This window comes from Shewanella sp. S1-49-MNA-CIBAN-0167, assembly GCF_040310145.1.
GTDB lineage: Bacteria > Pseudomonadota > Gammaproteobacteria > Enterobacterales > Shewanellaceae > Shewanella > Shewanella psychromarinicola.
Genome location: NZ_JBEOPO010000048.1, coordinates 16,658 through 33,398, shown reverse-complemented (window position 1 = coordinate 33,398; position 16,741 = coordinate 16,658). Strand labels below are relative to the sequence as shown.

Below are 16,741 nucleotides of genomic sequence, written 5' to 3'. Positions count from 1 at the left end.
TATTTGTTTTTGGCGAAGTGAATTATACGAGATTACCTTCTTCGCACAAAATTCAAACAAAGATCAACAGCCCCTAGATTGATTTGGCTTGTTTTAGTTTAACGACGACGGAACAAGGCGATAATTATGGCTAATTGATATATAAATGATTGTCTGGGTCCACTTCACATACCAACAAACCCTTGTTGGTATGTGGCTGCAGTTATGTCATCAACGGCGACCAGCATGTCGACAATGCGGATGTAGATGAGCATTTTTCGAGACTTTATCTGGCGTGCAATAGGCCGTCGAGCGCCGAGTTCAACTTAAGGCGATATCGCGCTATAGGTTATTGACAACATTTAGGGGGGCTCCTCGTTAAGCCTGTGAGTTGCTTAACACATTCACTTAAATGCCGGCGAGGTGTATTATTGCTTTAAATCCGTAATGGCTAATTATTTGCTGTAAAGTTATCTTCAATATTAGTCGGTTAACCCCAGAAACCATTTAGTCGTAGGTTTTACATTGTCAGCAGAATATTCAGTTAAACATATCCCTCACAGTTGGTTTGGACATTTGTATCAGCGCAGTGCCAATGCGCTTGAGTTAACGACAGAGGGCATCACCTTTATTTCGACTCAAGGCCAGTTTTTAGCGCGATTTCGACAGACTCATCAATTGCTCAATGCTGGCCACCTATCGTGGCAGCAGTTAGATCGCCCGCCAGTTTTTAGTGCCAGTTTACTCGGTAGCTTGCTAAGTGTGAATGCTGCCGGTACTTGTTATCAAATTCCATTTCTGAGCTATTTCGCTAAGTCTCACTTTAAACAACAAGTCGAATTACTCTGGGCCTTATCCCATGAAAACCAGTTATGTGATTTGATAGCTCGAATTGAAAAAGCAATATCGAGCTGTTATTTACGCCGGTCATTGGTTGACCAAATACGCCCGAGAATTGAGCGAGAATACCGCCGCTGGTTTCCCTGGAGTGACCGCGTCGAATTGCCCACAAAAACACGCGCGGCGTTAACTCAATTGCGCGATTTTTACCACTGGAATAATGCGGATGTGGAGCATATTCGTGAGCATTATATTCAATCTCAATTACTCGCGTTTGCTGACTTTTTCGATCATGTAGAATCAAACCCATTAACCGATAAACAGCGCCGTGCATGTATTATTGACGACGATAACAATCTGCTGTTAGCGGGTGCGGGAACCGGTAAAACCAGTGTAATGGTTGGCCGCGCGGGGTATTTAGTTGCCAGTGGCCAAGCTCAAGCGGATGATATTTTATTATTGGCTTATGGTAAAAAAGCCGCCAAAGAAATGGACCAGCGAATTAAACACCAGCTTGGCACCGATGATATTAAGGCGAGTACGTTTCATAGTTTAGGATTGAAAATCATTGCCGAGGTTGAAGGTGTTAACCCCAGCTTGTCACCTTGGGTAAACGATGAGCAGGCTAAAGATAAATGGGTGCACAATAGCTTACAAACCTTGATTGAAGATGAGCCTTATCGTAAACAAATTTTTGACTATTTTAGTCATTTTTATTACGTGGAGAAAAACCCGTTCGAATTTACCACCGAAGGTGATTACTTTGAATATCTATATGATAACGACATCCGCGCATTAAAAGGCGAAAGAGTGAAAAGCTTTGCTGAGCTGTATATCGCCAATTGGTTATTTATTAATGGCATTGAATATCAGTATGAAGCCAAATATGAATATGACGTCAGTACAGTTGATTTTCGTCAGTATCAAGCTGATTTTTATCTTCCACAACATCACGTTTACATTGAGTATTACGCTATCGATGGCGCCAATAATACTGCGCCTTATATCGATAACGCTGCGTATTTTGCATCAATGGAGTGGCAACGTCAGTTACATAAAAAACATCAAACTAACTGCATTGAATTATTTTATTATCAGCACAAAAAAAATCAGTTAATCAACAGGCTCGAGCAGGCCTTAACGGTATTTAAAGTTAACTATTCGCCATTGCCTGACGACGCCATATTGGCAACCCTTCATAAGCTAGGACGAGTGACTGAGTTGGCTAAACTGTTCAGTCAGTTAATCGGCTTATACAAAGCGGCTTGTGTTGATGAAAAAGGCTTAGAGCAGGTATTTGCCAATGCTGGCGATCCTCAACAAACCCGTAAAGCGTTTGAATTGTTGCAGCCCATTTTACAGCAATATCAGCAGCATTTATCGGCGAGCGGTGATATCGACTTTGAAGATATGATCGCTAAAGCGCTCGCTTATCTACAAAGCGGCCAATATGTTAGCCCGTGGCGATATATTATGGTCGATGAGTTTCAGGATATTTCAGAACCTAGAGCGCGTTTAGTGCGTGCCCTGCGAGATTCGAGAGCGAATACGAGCAACACTGACAGCTCACTATTTTGTGTTGGAGATGATTGGCAGGCCATCTATCGCTTCAGTGGTGCGGATGTCAGCTTAATGACTCAATTTACACGGTATTTTGGCAATACTACCGAAACATATTTAGACCTTACATTTAGATTTAATAACCGTATCGGCGAAGTAGCCAGTGCCTTTGTGAGCAAAAACCCTAATCAAATCAACAAAAATATTCATTCGTTAGTACAGGTTGTCGATCCTGCGATATCAATACTTCGCCGCGGCGCCAATGAGGGCGCAACCAAAGATGAACCGAGTAGCAATGCATTAGAGCAAGCCTTGAATGCCTTGTCTGTCCGCGTAGCTAAAGCCACTGATAAGCCCACAACTAAACCGACAGTATACTTACTGGCACGCTTTTGGTTTCAGCTGCCAGATAAAGATCTGCTGCGTCAGTTAACGGTTAACTACCCCATGTTAGTGATTGAGTGTTTATCGTTTCATGCATCCAAAGGTAAAGAGGCTGACTATGTGGTGATCATGGGGCTGACACAAGGCATACATGGGTTTCCGTCAAAGAAAATGACCCCACCAATACTCGACGCTTTCTTGCCTCAAGCTGAAGATTTTGAATTTGCCGAAGAACGGCGATTATTTTATGTCGCACTGACTCGAGCAAAGCATCGGGTTTACGTGTTAGCCGATATGACCAATGCCAGCCCATTTTTGGTCGAACTTATTCAGCAGCACTATGCCATTGAACAGAATGAATTCAGTAGGTCTTTGGTGCAAACACTGTTTGAGCAGATCAAATGTGCTCAATGTACTACGGGCACGCTAAGACCGGGAACCGGCAAGTTTAAGTCATTTTTCTCCTGCTCACATTCTCCATTGTGCGATCACAAACAAGCAGGCTGTGATCTCTGTGGCAGCCCAATGACTCGCAAACGCGCTAAAGGTTTCACTATTTGCTTAAACGATAATTGTGGTCACATGGCACCATTGTGCAACATATGTGGCGCTGATATGACCTTAAGAGAAAGTGCCCGTGGGGCTTTTTGGGGCTGTAAAAATTATCGAGGTAATAGTGGGTCCAGCTGTAGCAATACCATTGCTACAGCGAAAATCACTCGGCTACAGGCACATTAGTCATTAAAAAGGGATGTTTCTCATCGTCTTTAACGCTTGGTGATAAGTGGTGTGTCACTATGGGGGTAACTGATAAAACAAAACGGGCTTTCCATTGCTGGAAAGCCCGTTTCACTACAAAAACTTAGACGCTAAGTCTTAGTTCATGCCATATTTCTTTAATTTCTTACGTAAAGTACCACGGTTGATACCTAACATATTAGCAGCGCGCGTTTGGTTGCCACGAGTGTGTTGCATGATGATGTCTAGTAAAGGCGCTTCAACTTCGCACAATACCATTTCATATACTTCAGAAGCTTCCTGACCGTCTAACTGTGAGAAGAAGTTAGTTACGGCACGTTTAACTGCGTCACGTAATAACTGCGGCTTGATAGTGCCGTTTGCTGTTTCGATTTTGCCTACGGTAAGCTGGTGAACTTCTGTGTTAGTTGTCTGATCAAACATTCTATTCTGCTCTTTATTAAATTCTAAACTAATTCATCAAAATAACATTCTACGAAGGAATGTTGCTGGGCAGCGGTTTCAAGCCTATTGAAGTCAGCACGAAATTGACGCTGTTCCTCATGGTTTAGGTACCACCCGACATGCTTTCTAGCAAATCGGACACCTTTGTATTCGCCATATAAGTCACAAAGTTTCTTAAGGTGTTCAAGCATTACTGTGCGTTGCTCTTCTGCCTTAATTGGCGCTAACTTTTTACCTGTTTCCAGGTAATGTAGGATTTCTTTAAAAATCCATGGCCTTCCTTGTGCACCTCTTCCTATCATCAGGGCATCGGCGCCAGTGTAGTCAAGTACAAACTTGGCCTTCTCCGGTGTGTCGATGTCCCCGTTGGCGATAACAGGAATTGAGACAGTCTGTTTAATTGCTTTGATAGTGTCGTACTCGGCAAAGCCTTTGTACATGCATTGCCTTGTTCGGCCGTGAACGGCGAGCGAGGCAATACCACAATCTTCAGCAATTTGGGCTATTTCAACACCATTACGATGTTCAGGCTCCCAACCTGTGCGGATCTTTAACGTTACTGGTACATCCACTGCTGCGACCACGGCTTGTAAAATCTCTTTTACTAAGCTGGGGCTTTGCATTAGCGCTGAACCCGCAAATTTTTTATTCACTTTCTTTGCTGGGCAGCCCATATTGATATCAATGATGTGCGCACCTTGTTCAACGTTGAACTTAGCTGCATTGGCCATTAAATCAGGATCTGCACCTGCTATTTGTACCGAGCGTATCCCTTCTTCGCCAGAATGCATCATGCGCTGACGGCTTTTATCGCTGTCCCAAACATCGGGATTCGACGAAAGCATTTCTGATACGGCCAAAGCTGCGCCATAGCGTAAACAGAGATTTCGGAAGGCTTGATCGGTGACACCTGCCATTGGTGCGGCAATCAGCTGATTAGACAGTTGATACGGGCCAATTTGCATTATGTACTTCACCTTGCTCTCCAAAGGGGCGCTATAGTAGCCCTTTTTCACGGCTGTGAAAAGGTCAATAAATGACCTAAATGCAACTTTTTTGCTTGACTTTCATTAGCCGTCACATCTTTGACTAATAAATGAGGTTTTTCGACTATTTTTGAGCACTGGTGCGAGTTGCAGAGAGACTTTTTCTGTATCTAAGTGTCAATAATTGATGTTAATGACCTGTAAACGAGGACTGACGCACTCAATTATGGTTAATTGAGTGCGATTTTTCTGCGTGTTGGCTACTTACGTACCCCAGTTAAGCGGCTCCAGTCTTCCTTGTTGCTAACGGGATCCATGATGAACCATTGGCTGTAGAAGTCGGATACATCTTGGGCTTGTTCTTGTAATAAACCCGAGAGTGCTAGTTTGCCACCCACTCTCACTTTTTCGGCTATCAATGGCGCGAGTTCTTTTAATGGGCCGGCAAGTATATTAGCGACTAAGACATCGGCCTGTAGGTTAGCGGGTTGATCTTCTGGTAAATACAGTGCCAGTTTATCGACTACGTCGTTACGTTCAGCATTGGCTTTTGAGGCGTCAATGGCTTGATAATCAATATCAACACCAGTGACTTTCTTGGCACCGAGTTTAATGGCTGCAATGGCTAAAATGCCTGAGCCGCAACCAAAGTCGATGACTTCTTGGTTTGATAAATCAAGGCTATCTAACCATTCTAAACATAAGGCCGTTGTGGGGTGAGTGCCAGTACCAAACGCTAAACCGGGGTCGAGAATGACGTTAACGGCTGTCGGATCTGGAATTTTACGCCAGCTAGGACATATCCATAAGCGTTCACCAAATTGGATAGGGTGGAAGCTGTCCATCCATTCGCGTATCCAGTCTTTGTCTTCTACTTGTTCAATTTTATGCTGAAAACCTTTTCCTAGAAATGGCATAGATTCTAAAAATTCGATTGTCGGCGATAAATCTGTACCTGCATCAAATAATGCAATCATTACAGTATCTTGCCACAGCGGAGTTTCTCCTAGCTTGGGTTCAAAAATAGGTTCGTCTTGGCCATCTTCGTAAGTGATACAAATAGAACCTTGATCCATTAATAAGTCGCCAAGCATGTCGGCGTTATCGCGATGAGTGTGAATGCGTAATTGGATCCAAGCCATGGGATTTTCCTAACTGTGGTAAAAGTAATATCAAATTGGCGCTCATTATACGCAAGTTATTTTAAGATGCTCGTGTCCATGAGCGTTTATTGGTTTTTAGCTCGGCGCAAAGGGGCACTTTACGGTTAAGTTTATGGAGCAAAAAATGGCAATTGATGCAAAAGCATCTAGCCCGTAAATTTTTAAGCTAAAGAGTGGTCGCTTTTACTTGGATCACATTTCAGAATTATTCTTTCGATTATTTCAACTGCTGAATGCTAGTGACTATAGTTAGTTAAGTGTCAGTATTATTTGACTGTTTATTTGATTCTTTGTGTGATCGGCTTCTAACTCCAGCCTAATAGTAGGTGAGCATTATCACGGTTTGATTGTCGTTATTTGCAGCTATGCAACAACTCTTGATATGGTCAATGCTTGCTATTGTGCCTGACTGGAAGTGATGATTTATGGCTGCGAATTCTTTGCAAACTAAAGCCGGCAGTGGTGCCAATACTGCTAAAGGGTTTGCTAATCCCGTTTGGGCTGATCTAATAGATAAACTGCAAAGTCTATCTGGAGTGGTGCTTGGGCTTTTTTTAGTGATGCATCTGCAGTTTGAGTCGAGTCTTTTACTCGGTAAAGAAGCTTTTTATCAAGTGGCACAATTTATAGAAGGTGGCGTGTTCAGTGAAACCGATCATGGCTACTCTCTGTTGACGCAAATATTTTTCTGCTTTATATCATTAGTCGTCTCGATCCATGCGGTCCCAGCCTTGTGTCGTTTCCCTACTCAAATTGGACAATGGCGAGCTTTACGTAATCAAATGCGTTTTTTACCCCATGAAGAAACTAAAATCTGGTTTTGGCAAATGATCACTGGCTTTTTGTTGTTCTTTCTCGTCCCGATCCACTTTTTTACCATGATGACCCCCCCTGAGACTGGCCCGTATCTTTCTGCTGAGCGGGTATATCACTTTAATACATGGGCGTCATATGTGTTGTTATTGCCCATCGTCACGATTCATGCGGTGTTTGGTTTATATCGAGTAGTGGTGAAATGGGGTTTGGTTGCGCACCGTTTTGCCATGCTCAAGTTTGCTAAGATGCTGTTTGGCTATTTAATGCTGTTAGGGATGGCAAGTATGCTGGTTTATATTATTCTCGGCCGTTCTCTGGGGTTACCTGAGGTGCCATATGTGTCGACGTTATAGGCAATGAAGATTATTCATATCGTCATTCAGTCAGGCACAAGCGCGAATAAGAGCGAAAGCTGGTACACGGTAGCAAGCGGTAAAGCGAATCAATAGCGAATAAGAGCTAGGTGCTAGATCGCTTCGCTGCTAGATGCTATAGGAGCTAAAGCAGGTAAATGGTAGCTAGCGGTAGAATACGATATCAAGCGGTCAAAGCGATGAATAGCGATAGCAAACGGTAAAGAGACTAAGAGACTAAGAGCTAGGTGCTTACGAGCTAAAAGCTAAAGCTGAAAATCGATATCAAGCGATGATAGCGATCGCTTCGTTTACTGAAAAAACGAGATGCAGATTGATTTAATCGCTGCAAGCGTACTAGTAGGACGTAGTCCGCTGCAGTTTCTAGCTACAGCTTATTATTATTTAAACAAAAAAATGCCGCTAAAGTAGCGGCATTTTTGTAATGATTTGGCGATTCAGTAAATAATTACTTCGCGCGTTTCATTGCGGTAAAGAATTCTTCGTTCGTTTTGGTCATAGCCAACTTATCGATTAAGAATTCCATTGCAGATACCTCATCCATTGGATGAAGAATTTTGCGTAAAATCCACATTTTCTGAAGTTCTTCAGCTGTGGTTAATTTTTCTTCACGACGTGTACCTGAACGATTGAAATCAATCGCTGGGAACACACGCTTTTCTGCCGCCTTACGAGAAAGGTGTAACTCTTGATTACCTGTACCTTTAAATTCTTCGTAAATGACTTCGTCCATTTTCGAACCGGTATCAACAAGTGCGGTAGCGATAATAGTTAAACTGCCACCGTGTTCAATGTTACGTGCAGCACCGAAGAAACGCTTTGGACGGTGAAGTGCGTTGGCATCAACACCACCGGTAAGGACTTTACCTGATGATGGGATAACGGTGTTGTATGCACGAGCTAGACGGGTGATAGAGTCTAATAAAATGACTACGTCTTTTTTGTGCTCAACTAAGCGCTTGGCTTTTTCAATAACCATTTCAGCAACTTGAACGTGACGACTTGCTGGCTCATCAAAGGTTGAAGCAATAACTTCACCTTTAACCATGCGCTGCATTTCGGTCACTTCTTCAGGACGTTCGTCAATCAGTAATACCATCAACACCACATCCGGGTTGTTGTAAGTAATACTTTGAGCAATGCTTTGCAGTAATAATGTTTTACCGGCTTTTGGCGGCGCAACAATCAAACCACGTTGGCCTTTGCCTATCGGTGAACAAAGATCAAGGATACGCGAGGTGATGTCTTCTGTTGAACCATTACCACGTTCCATACGAAGACGTTCTTCAGCATGAAGTGGGGTTAAGTTTTCAAACAGGATTTTGTGGCGAGAGCTTTCTGGTTTATCAAAGTTGACTTCACTGACTTTTAAAAGTGCAAAGTATCTTTCGCCTTCTTTCGGCGGTCTGATTTTACCAAAAATACTGTCACCAGTACGCATGTTAAAACGGCGAATTTGGCTTGGTGAAACATAAATATCGTCAGGACCCGCAAGGTATGAGCCATCTGAACTTCTTAAAAATCCAAATCCGTCTTGGAGGATTTCTAATACACCGCCACCGAAAATGTCTTCTCCGCTTTTGGCGTGAGCTTTCAAAATAGAGAAGATGATATCTTGTTTACGGGTACGAGCCATATTTTCCAGATTCATGCTTTCAGCAAGAGAAACTAGATCCGAAATTGGCGTGTCTTTTAATTCTGTTAAATTCATGTATGGGAGTCTTGTGTTGCGCGACGAAGCTAACCGCAATCAATCAGTAGGATTGAAAAGATATTTTATGATTGATAAGCGAGAAGAGGTTAAGTTGAAAAGATCTGATGAATAAATTAGCACTATATACGTTGGGCGTCCACAAATTTAGGCTAAATATTATTTTAAAGCGGCACAAACTGTTTAAAACTTGTGCCGATTAACATTTTTAGGCTATTTCTACTTAGATTTTAGTGTCGATAAACTCTTTCAGTTGTGTCTTTGAAAGTGCGCCAACCTTGGTTGCCACTAGTTCGCCACCTTTGAACATTAACAATGTTGGAATACCGCGGACGCCGTATTTCGCTGGTGAAACGCTGTTTTGGTCTACGTTTAGTTTTGCCACGGTCAGTTTGCCTGCATACTCTTCAGCAACGTCGTTTAGGATTGGGGCAATCATTTTACAAGGACCACACCATTCCGCCCAGAAGTCGACTAATACGGGTGTTTCAGACTTTAATACGTCGTTTTCAAAGCTGTCATCGCTTAGGTATATAATTTTATCGCTCATGTTGTTCTCCGGATTTGGTTCCATTGCTAGTTTATTAATGGCTTACGATGTATATTGGGTCAGTTAAATAGCTTTTCAAGAGACCGTTTTAGTAATGTAGCTATTTCAAACGATCGAATCTTTTTTTGCAACCCCTACAGGTATGCTTGTGCTATGAGCCAAACACATTTATCGACCCAGAAATTCGCCGACTTCCCTTTAAAGCCCGAAGTACTAGCGGCGTTAAACGAGAACGGCTTTGAGTTTTGTACGCCAATACAGGCGTTATCTTTACCTATTTTACTTAATGCAAAGGATATTGCCGGACAAGCCCAAACAGGTACCGGTAAAACCATGGCCTTTTTAGTGGCCACATTTAACCATTTATTAACCGTTGCTGCACCTGAGGGGCGCAAAGCAACCGAACCTCGCGCTATTATTATGGCGCCAACACGCGAGTTAGCAATACAGATTGCTAAAGATGCCAACTTATTAGCGGCACATACAGGCTTAAGAGTCGGTATTGTTTACGGTGGCGAAAGCTATGAAACTCAACGCGCTGTATTGGATAAGGGTGTTGATATTTTAATTGGTACCACTGGACGTATTATCGATTACGTGCGTCAAGGTGTCATCAGTTTAAGCCACATTCAAGCCGTGGTGCTTGATGAAGCTGACCGTATGTTCGATCTGGGCTTTATTAAAGACATTCGCTTTTTATTCCGCAGAATGCCTGATGCTAAGTCACGCTTGAATATGCTGTTTTCTGCCACGCTGTCGATGAAAGTGCAGGAATTAGCTTATGATCATATGAATGATCCTGAGAAAGTTGAAATCGAACCGTTAGAAAAAACCTCTAAAAATATTAAAGAGGAGATTTTCTATCCGTCGATGGAAGATAAGATGCGATTATTATTGAGCTTAATCGAAGAAGATTGGCCTGATAAAGCAATTGTGTTTTCGAACACAAAACACAGCTGTGACAAATTGTGGTCTTATTTAGAAGGTGACGGTCATCGAGTCGGTTTATTAACTGGCGATGTACCACAAAAGAAGCGTATTCGTATTCTTGAGCAATTCACCTCTGGTGCTATCGACGTTTTAGTGGCAACAGATGTCGCCGCGCGCGGGTTACATATTTCTGACGTTTCACACGTGTATAACTATGATTTACCAGATGATTGTGAAGATTATGTTCATCGTATTGGTCGAACAGGTCGGGTGGGACAAAAAGGCGTTTCAATTAGTTTTGCTTGTGAAGAATACGCAATGAATTTACCTGAAATTGAAACCTTCATTAACCATTCGATTCCCGTTTCTAATTATGATCGTGATGCACTATTAGATGATATTCCGCCTCCGGCACGTATTCATCGTAAGCCTCCTACATCTCGTACGCGTGATGGCGGAAGTAAAGGTGCGCATCGAAGTGGTGGTAATACTTCGCGTCCACCACGTCATAGGACTCGTAGACCATAGTCAATGCCATTGCTAACTGTATCTCAACCCTATGCGGCGATAACGCTAGGCTCTAACAGTTTTAATATGTTGGTGGCTAATTCGGTAGGTAATAAACCGATTGTTATCGCTAAATATAAACGTAAAGTTCGCCTTGCCGAAGGTATTGGTGATGATGGCATTTTGTCTGAGCATGCTATGCAGCGTGGCTTAGCGTGTTTGGCTATGTTTGCTGACATGCTGGCGCAACATCATATTAATAGTGATAATGTGGCTGTATTTGCTACAGCTACCTTGCGGGTTATCCGTAATGTCGATGAATTTCACCAAAGAGCGATGCCTATTTTTCAGCATCAAATTGAGGTCATTTCGGGGTTGCGAGAAGCTGAGCTTATTTATCAAGGTATGGTTGCCACGACTAAAGGTAAGGGACGCCGTTTAGTTATTGATATTGGCGGCGCGAGTACCGAGTTTATTATCGGTGATGGGAGCCAGGTGCTGTTTAAAACCAGTTTGCCAATGGGCTGCGTGCTATTTAATCAACGATTTTTTAGTCAAGTGCCAGTTAACATCAGCGACTTTGAACAGGCTATAGATTACGTTAATACCATGTTGGCACCACATCGTCCTCAATTGCTCGACTTAGGTTGGCAAAGTGTTGTGGGGGCTTCTGGAGCCGTTCAGTCAGTGGTGTCGGTGTTACAGCATCGACAGCTCTCCGAGGTGATGACTCTAGATGTTTTGTATGCTTTTCGAGATGAAGTATTATCGCAATCGGATGCCAGACTTCGAGGGATTAAAGGCTTAAATGCCGAACAAGCGCCCACTTTTTCCGCGGGAGTGGCGATATTAATTGCGTTGTTTGAAAGTTTATCGATTAGTCGCTTACATCTTGCTGGTGGTGCACTTCGCGAAGGCGTGTTGCAACTGCTAGCCGATCGTATTGCTGCATCAGCCAGAGGTTGAATGCAAGATAATATAATGGCCGTAATTGAATAAAAAAAGGTCGCACTTATGCGACCTTTTTTATGCTTAAACGATTAACCATTACTGTAATATTTTGACTAAATCGGCTTCTAAACTGACCGTAGGTCGTTCAACAATACGGCCCATTTCTTTGCCTTGTTGATGCACAATAAAGGTTGGAATTCGGCTGAATGCATATTTTGCCGCAAGCCCTTCAGGATCCTGCTTATTGCGATCGACGCCAATGTATTCAACTTCAATGTTGGGATTGGCTACGGTTTCAATAATTCGCATAAAGTGCGGTGTTTCTCGATGGCAATCAGGACACCAAGTGCCAATGATAACCACAATTTTTGTCGGTTCTTTGATTGCCTTAAGTACATCAATTGCACTTGCATCAACTTGATAGTTAGCAAAGCCTTCAGCATAGCCTGGCAATTCACTCGCTATCGTTTGTGATTGGATCACGCCGGTTAAAATCACTTCTTGTTTCTCCTCGCTGCATGTGGCAATAAAGCCTTGTTGATCTTTTTCAAACGCGCAACCTGCATTTGCAGATACGACCATAGGTAACATTTGAGTACTGAAAAAGAGTGCGGTTGTTGCCAATAAAGTTCTAACGCTATTGTTCATGATAATGTCTCATTTAAGAAGTGAAGACTGTACTGTAAGGTATACTCAGTATGGAGTAATAAATACTTTTAAAACAGCTATTTGCATCTCTTTTGCGCAATCCATTGACCTGTTGTCGGGTCATTTTGCCTTGTTAGCAAAACGAATGACAAGTTTGATATGAAATAGGTCAAATATTGTGATTTTAGCTTGCTTACTCCACCCCGTAACCCAATTTGAGGTTAAGTATTCAAGCATGCTTAAACCTGAGTGTTAAGGGGACATGTTTGATGATGCAAACTAGATCACGTTAATGAGCCGATAGTGGTACAAGATGAAAAAGCCAATCCGATAGAGATTGGCTTTAGCAGAACTTAAACGGTTGAATTACTTTTGCTCTTTCAGCCACTGTGCTGCACGTTTAGCAAAGTAGGTCAGAATACCGTCTGCCCCAGCGCGTTTAAAGCAAAGTAATGATTCCATCACGATGGCTTTTTCGGCTAACCAACCGTTTTGAATAGCGGCCATGTGCATGGCGTATTCACCGCTGACTTGATAAGCAAATGTGGGTACGGCTAATTCTGTTTTGACCCGGTGTACTATGTCTAAATAAGGCATACCAGGCTTAACCATCACCATGTCAGCTCCTTCTTGGATGTCTAATGCGACTTCATGCAATGCTTCGTCGCTATTAGCGGGATCCATTTGGTAGCTGTGTTTATTGCCGCCTTTTAAATTGCTAGTTGAGCCGACTGCATCACGGAAAGGACCATAATAGTTTGATGAATATTTAGCCGAGTAAGCCATAATCTGGGTATTAACAAAGCCATTTTCTTCAAGGGCTTGGCGAATTGCACCAATACGACCGTCCATCATGTCTGATGGCGCGACAATATCTGCACCCGCAGCAGCATGTGATAGGGCCTGTTTAACTAAAACCTCAGTGGTGATGTCATTTAGGATATAGCCAGTATCATCGATGATACCGTCTTGGCCGTGAGTGGTATATGGATCTAAGGCTACATCAGTCATGATACCAAGCTGCGGGAATGCTTGCTTTAATTCGCGTACAGCACGCTGTACCAAGCCATCGGGATTATAAGACTCTTCAGCAAGTAAGCTTTTCTTATCGACAGGTGTAACGGGAAATAGTGCGATAAGCGGAATGCCTAGTTCAACAAGTTCGGCGGCTTCTTTTATCAATAAATCAACCGAGAAACGCTCAATACCTGGCATTGAGGCGATTTTTTCTGAGCGTTGAAAACCTTCTAAGACAAACATCGGATAAATAAGATCGTTAACCGTTAAGGTATTTTCAGACATTAAACGACGGCTAAATTCATGTTTACGCATGCGGCGCATTCTGCGCTGTGGGAAGGCACTGGTAATAATATTCACTTTCGACTCCTGGTTTAGATCTGGTCTGTTTCGAGCTGGTAAGAGCAGACTTTATTTCGGCCGCTGCGTTTAGCTTGGTACAGGGCTTTATCTGCTTGTTCTAGTAATAATAATGGATGTTGATCACTGTCTATAATCGCCTCGCTCACACCAATACTGACCGTCATTGATATCGTGTGCCCATTATGGACAACGGCGAGTTCGCTAATGGAACGGCGAATTTTCTCTGCAACGAGTAAGGCGCCTTCTTTATCAGTGCAAGGTAAAATAATAGCAAACTCTTCACCGCCAAAACGTGATACGAGATCCGTTGGACGCTTTAAATATTCACTCAGTGTATTCGCAATCGCTTGTATTGTGAAGTCACCGGTAAGATGACCATATTGATCATTAATATCCTTAAATTTATCGATATCAATCATTAACAAGGACATTGGTGACTGCTGACGACGACTAATACGACCTTCGGCGATTAAGCGTCGGTCAAAAGCACTGCGGTTTTTTACACCTGTCAGGCCATCAATGGTATTTTGTTCCGTCAACTTTTGGTTGGCCTCATTGAGCTCACGTAAGGTCATCTCTAATTCCAAGGTGCGCTCTTGTACCATCTGCTCAAGTTTTTCATTATTTTCGGCTTCACTTCGCAGGGCTTCTTCGCGAGTTTCACGAAGTCGTTGAGCTTGTGCTAATGCCTGTTGTTGGATTTTAAATTTGGCCTTACGTTCGTCATTGTAGCGCAAGGCGAGCACTGCAGCCATGGTGAGCACTTCAAAGGTGAGTCCTATCATGATGGGCGTTTGTGGCGACATATCGGGGGTGAATAAGCCGATATAAATTAATCCGGTAATAATGCAACCAATCATTAATCCCATACGACCTATGGCATATAAAGGTGCATTTCGTTGGCCACCAAAGGCTTGAATTAATGAGAAAGCCATTAAAATGGTACAGATAGTTAACACCACAAAAGCCAATATGTATAACGCAGAGCTGTAATTAATAAACGGCATAATGACCGTTAAACTGAAACAAAGTACAGCCATGATACGACAAAGGTATAGCATTTTTAAATTATGATATTTGAGCTGCAATACTTTTTCAGTAAACATCAATGAACATCCCAGTGTAAGTGGGATCACAATGATAAAAATATATTGTTGCATAAAGGGCCATTGAGGCCACAAATACCGAAAGGAGACGCCATACAGAGACGCCGTCAATAATGTTAACCCCAGTACATAACCGCTGTAATAACTGTAACTATATGATGTAGATGCAAGTGCGATAAATAAACTGAACAGACAAATAGCGAGTAATAATCCTATTTGCATGCCATTAAATAAGTTTTTAGTTTCAGTAATTTGAGTCAGGTCATTGGATGACCACAATACCAGAGGTAGCCTAATACTGCCTTTACTGTCTATTTTGATGTAAAAAGTGTGGGTTTCACCTGGCTTAAACTGGACAGGATATAAAAAAATATTACTTTGTAATGGACGGTGTTTAAACGCAAGTGTGTCACCCATTATTTCTGTGCTGACGAGATCACCATCAATCATATGGTATATTTTGATACTGTCGAGCAAAGGGTTGTCTAAAGCAATAATGCGTGACAAATGGTCATTGGGGTTAAATATACTAAAACTCAGCCAATAATTTTCAATGCCTATCTTGTATGGTTGTTTAGGGTTGAGTTTTTGCCAGGTATTTCCAGGTTGTTGTAATAATCTGGCTAACGTTTCAATATCATCACTTTTGTTGGCGTAAACCCAGTCTTGCAGTTCAATTTTGCTAATCGAATCCGACGTGAGCCTCAGTGGCATAGTGGTTAATGTATCAGCCCAATTGCTGTGGCTAATCAAGATTAAACACATCCCAATTAATACCCTTGGCTTATATCGATTAAGTTTGCGCAAAACCTCAGCTATTATGGTGTTCATAAATGGCTGCTCAGGTGTTTATTTGCGGGTAATTGGAAAAAATCACGACTATTTTTATAGCATGCTTGCGCTAATGATGTAGGCGATTGCTGGCGTAAATTTGCCATATACTCAACAATATAAGGTAAGTATTGAGGTAAGTTTTTACTCGATTTAGGTTTTGGTCGCATACTGCGCGGTAGTAAATAGGGACTATCTGTCTCTACCATTATACGGTGGTCGGGGATCAATGGTACTAGTCGTGCTAGTTCTTGTCCTCGGCGCTCATCGCAAACCCACCCTGTAATACCGATATGCAAATCAGCCGCTAAGCATTCGATTAACTCATCTTTACTGCCAGTAAAACAGTGTAATAAGGCATTAGGGAGTAGAGCTCTGTACTCATTTACAATGGCAATGAAGTCCGCATGTGCTTCACGACAATGCATCAGCACTGGCATATTGAGTTCACAAGCCAGCTCTAATTGCGCTGCAAATACTTTTCTTTGGGCCGGACGCGGTGAAAAATCGCGATTATAATCAAGCCCACATTCACCAATAGCAACCACAGTGTCTTGCCGAGCGAGTTGTGTTAAACGCGTTTTGCTGTGTTCGTTCCAAGACGATGCATGGTGTGGATGAATACCTGTGGTGCAGTAGAGCTGTTGTGGATATTGTTGGCAGGTGGTTATTGCTTCGGCACTTTCATCGAGATCGCTGCCAATAACAATTAACGGCGAAACATGGTGTTTCGCCGCGTCATTGATAATAGTGTCAATGTCGTGCTTAAGTCTGTCACTAAGCAGATTAACTGCAATATCGATGTATTGAGTCATGAGATCA

Annotated in this window: 13 protein-coding genes; 4 read left to right on the top strand and 9 right to left on the bottom strand. The window is 42.5% G+C overall.

The genetic code is table 11. The features are described from left to right. The first annotated feature begins 504 nt into the window (after positions 1 to 504). Positions 505 to 3,501 (top strand): UvrD-helicase domain-containing protein, encoded by a 2,997-nt coding sequence (locus AAEZ00_RS18205; protein WP_351089345.1) that lies wholly within the window; start codon positions 505 to 507, stop codon positions 3,499 to 3,501. 138 nt (positions 3,502 to 3,639) lie between these two features. On the opposite strand, the gene fis is transcribed toward AAEZ00_RS18205, so the two are convergent. The 3 genes from fis to prmA all read right to left on the bottom strand — a co-directional run bounded on the left by fis (position 3,640) and on the right by prmA (position 6,094). After that, a complete protein-coding gene (gene fis, locus AAEZ00_RS18200) occupies positions 3,640 to 3,945 on the bottom strand; it encodes a DNA-binding transcriptional regulator Fis (protein ID WP_011635942.1) in 306 nt (101 codons plus the stop codon). Between the two features lie 23 nt (positions 3,946 to 3,968). Further along, the gene (dusB, locus tag AAEZ00_RS18195) at positions 3,969 to 4,931 is read right to left on the bottom strand and encodes a tRNA dihydrouridine synthase DusB (RefSeq protein WP_124014067.1); all 963 of its coding nucleotides are present in this window, start codon (positions 4,929 to 4,931) and stop codon (positions 3,969 to 3,971) included. 281 nt (positions 4,932 to 5,212) lie between these two features. Next, entirely contained in the window at positions 5,213 to 6,094 is an 882-nt protein-coding gene (gene prmA, locus AAEZ00_RS18190) for a 50S ribosomal protein L11 methyltransferase (protein WP_124014057.1), read from the bottom strand. Between the two features lie 446 nt (positions 6,095 to 6,540). Here prmA and AAEZ00_RS18185 point away from each other — a divergent pair, with 446 nt between their 5' ends. After that, complete coding sequence (locus AAEZ00_RS18185; RefSeq protein ID WP_351078305.1) at positions 6,541 to 7,284, top strand: fumarate reductase cytochrome b-556 subunit; 744 nt, start codon at positions 6,541 to 6,543, stop codon at positions 7,282 to 7,284. A 469-nt stretch (positions 7,285 to 7,753) separates the two neighbouring features. Here AAEZ00_RS18185 and rho read toward each other — a convergent pair whose 3' ends face one another. Both rho and trxA read right to left on the bottom strand, forming a co-directional pair. Then, positions 7,754 to 9,016 (bottom strand): transcription termination factor Rho, encoded by a 1,263-nt coding sequence (rho, locus tag AAEZ00_RS18180; protein WP_101032971.1) that lies wholly within the window; start codon positions 9,014 to 9,016, stop codon positions 7,754 to 7,756. A gap of 223 nt (positions 9,017 to 9,239) precedes the next feature. Beyond that, complete coding sequence (trxA, locus tag AAEZ00_RS18175) at positions 9,240 to 9,566, bottom strand: thioredoxin TrxA (protein ID WP_101032970.1); 327 nt, start codon at positions 9,564 to 9,566, stop codon at positions 9,240 to 9,242. Positions 9,567 to 9,719: 153 nt separating this feature from the next. On the opposite strand from trxA, the gene rhlB reads away from it, so the two are divergent. Then, on the top strand, positions 9,720 to 11,024 hold the full coding sequence (gene rhlB / locus AAEZ00_RS18170; RefSeq protein ID WP_101032969.1) for an ATP-dependent RNA helicase RhlB: 1,305 nt from the start codon (positions 9,720 to 9,722) through the stop codon (positions 11,022 to 11,024). Positions 11,025 to 11,027: 3 nt separating this feature from the next. Continuing rightward, complete coding sequence (locus AAEZ00_RS18165; protein ID WP_351089343.1) at positions 11,028 to 11,969, top strand: Ppx/GppA phosphatase family protein; 942 nt, start codon at positions 11,028 to 11,030, stop codon at positions 11,967 to 11,969. 81 nt (positions 11,970 to 12,050) lie between these two features. Here the strand turns inward: AAEZ00_RS18165 and AAEZ00_RS18160 are convergent, their stop codons facing one another. From AAEZ00_RS18160 to AAEZ00_RS18145, 4 genes are all read right to left on the bottom strand, one after another. After that, positions 12,051 to 12,602 carry a thioredoxin family protein gene (locus AAEZ00_RS18160; RefSeq protein WP_101032967.1) on the bottom strand — a complete coding sequence of 184 codons (552 nt, stop codon included), beginning with the start codon at positions 12,600 to 12,602 and terminating at the stop codon, positions 12,051 to 12,053. Positions 12,603 to 12,968: 366 nt separating this feature from the next. Further along, positions 12,969 to 13,979, bottom strand: a complete 1,011-nt coding sequence (hemB, locus tag AAEZ00_RS18155) for a porphobilinogen synthase (protein ID WP_101032966.1) — start codon at positions 13,977 to 13,979, stop codon at positions 12,969 to 12,971. A gap of 14 nt (positions 13,980 to 13,993) precedes the next feature. After that, a complete protein-coding gene (locus tag AAEZ00_RS18150; RefSeq protein ID WP_101032965.1) occupies positions 13,994 to 15,919 on the bottom strand; it encodes a sensor domain-containing diguanylate cyclase in 1,926 nt (641 codons plus the stop codon). After that, positions 15,916 to 16,734: a TatD family hydrolase gene (locus AAEZ00_RS18145; protein WP_124014060.1), complete on the bottom strand. Its 819-nt coding sequence runs from the start codon at positions 16,732 to 16,734 to the stop codon at positions 15,916 to 15,918. Before AAEZ00_RS18145 ends, AAEZ00_RS18150 begins: the two co-directional genes overlap by 4 nt. Positions 16,735 to 16,741 lie beyond the last annotated feature (7 nt).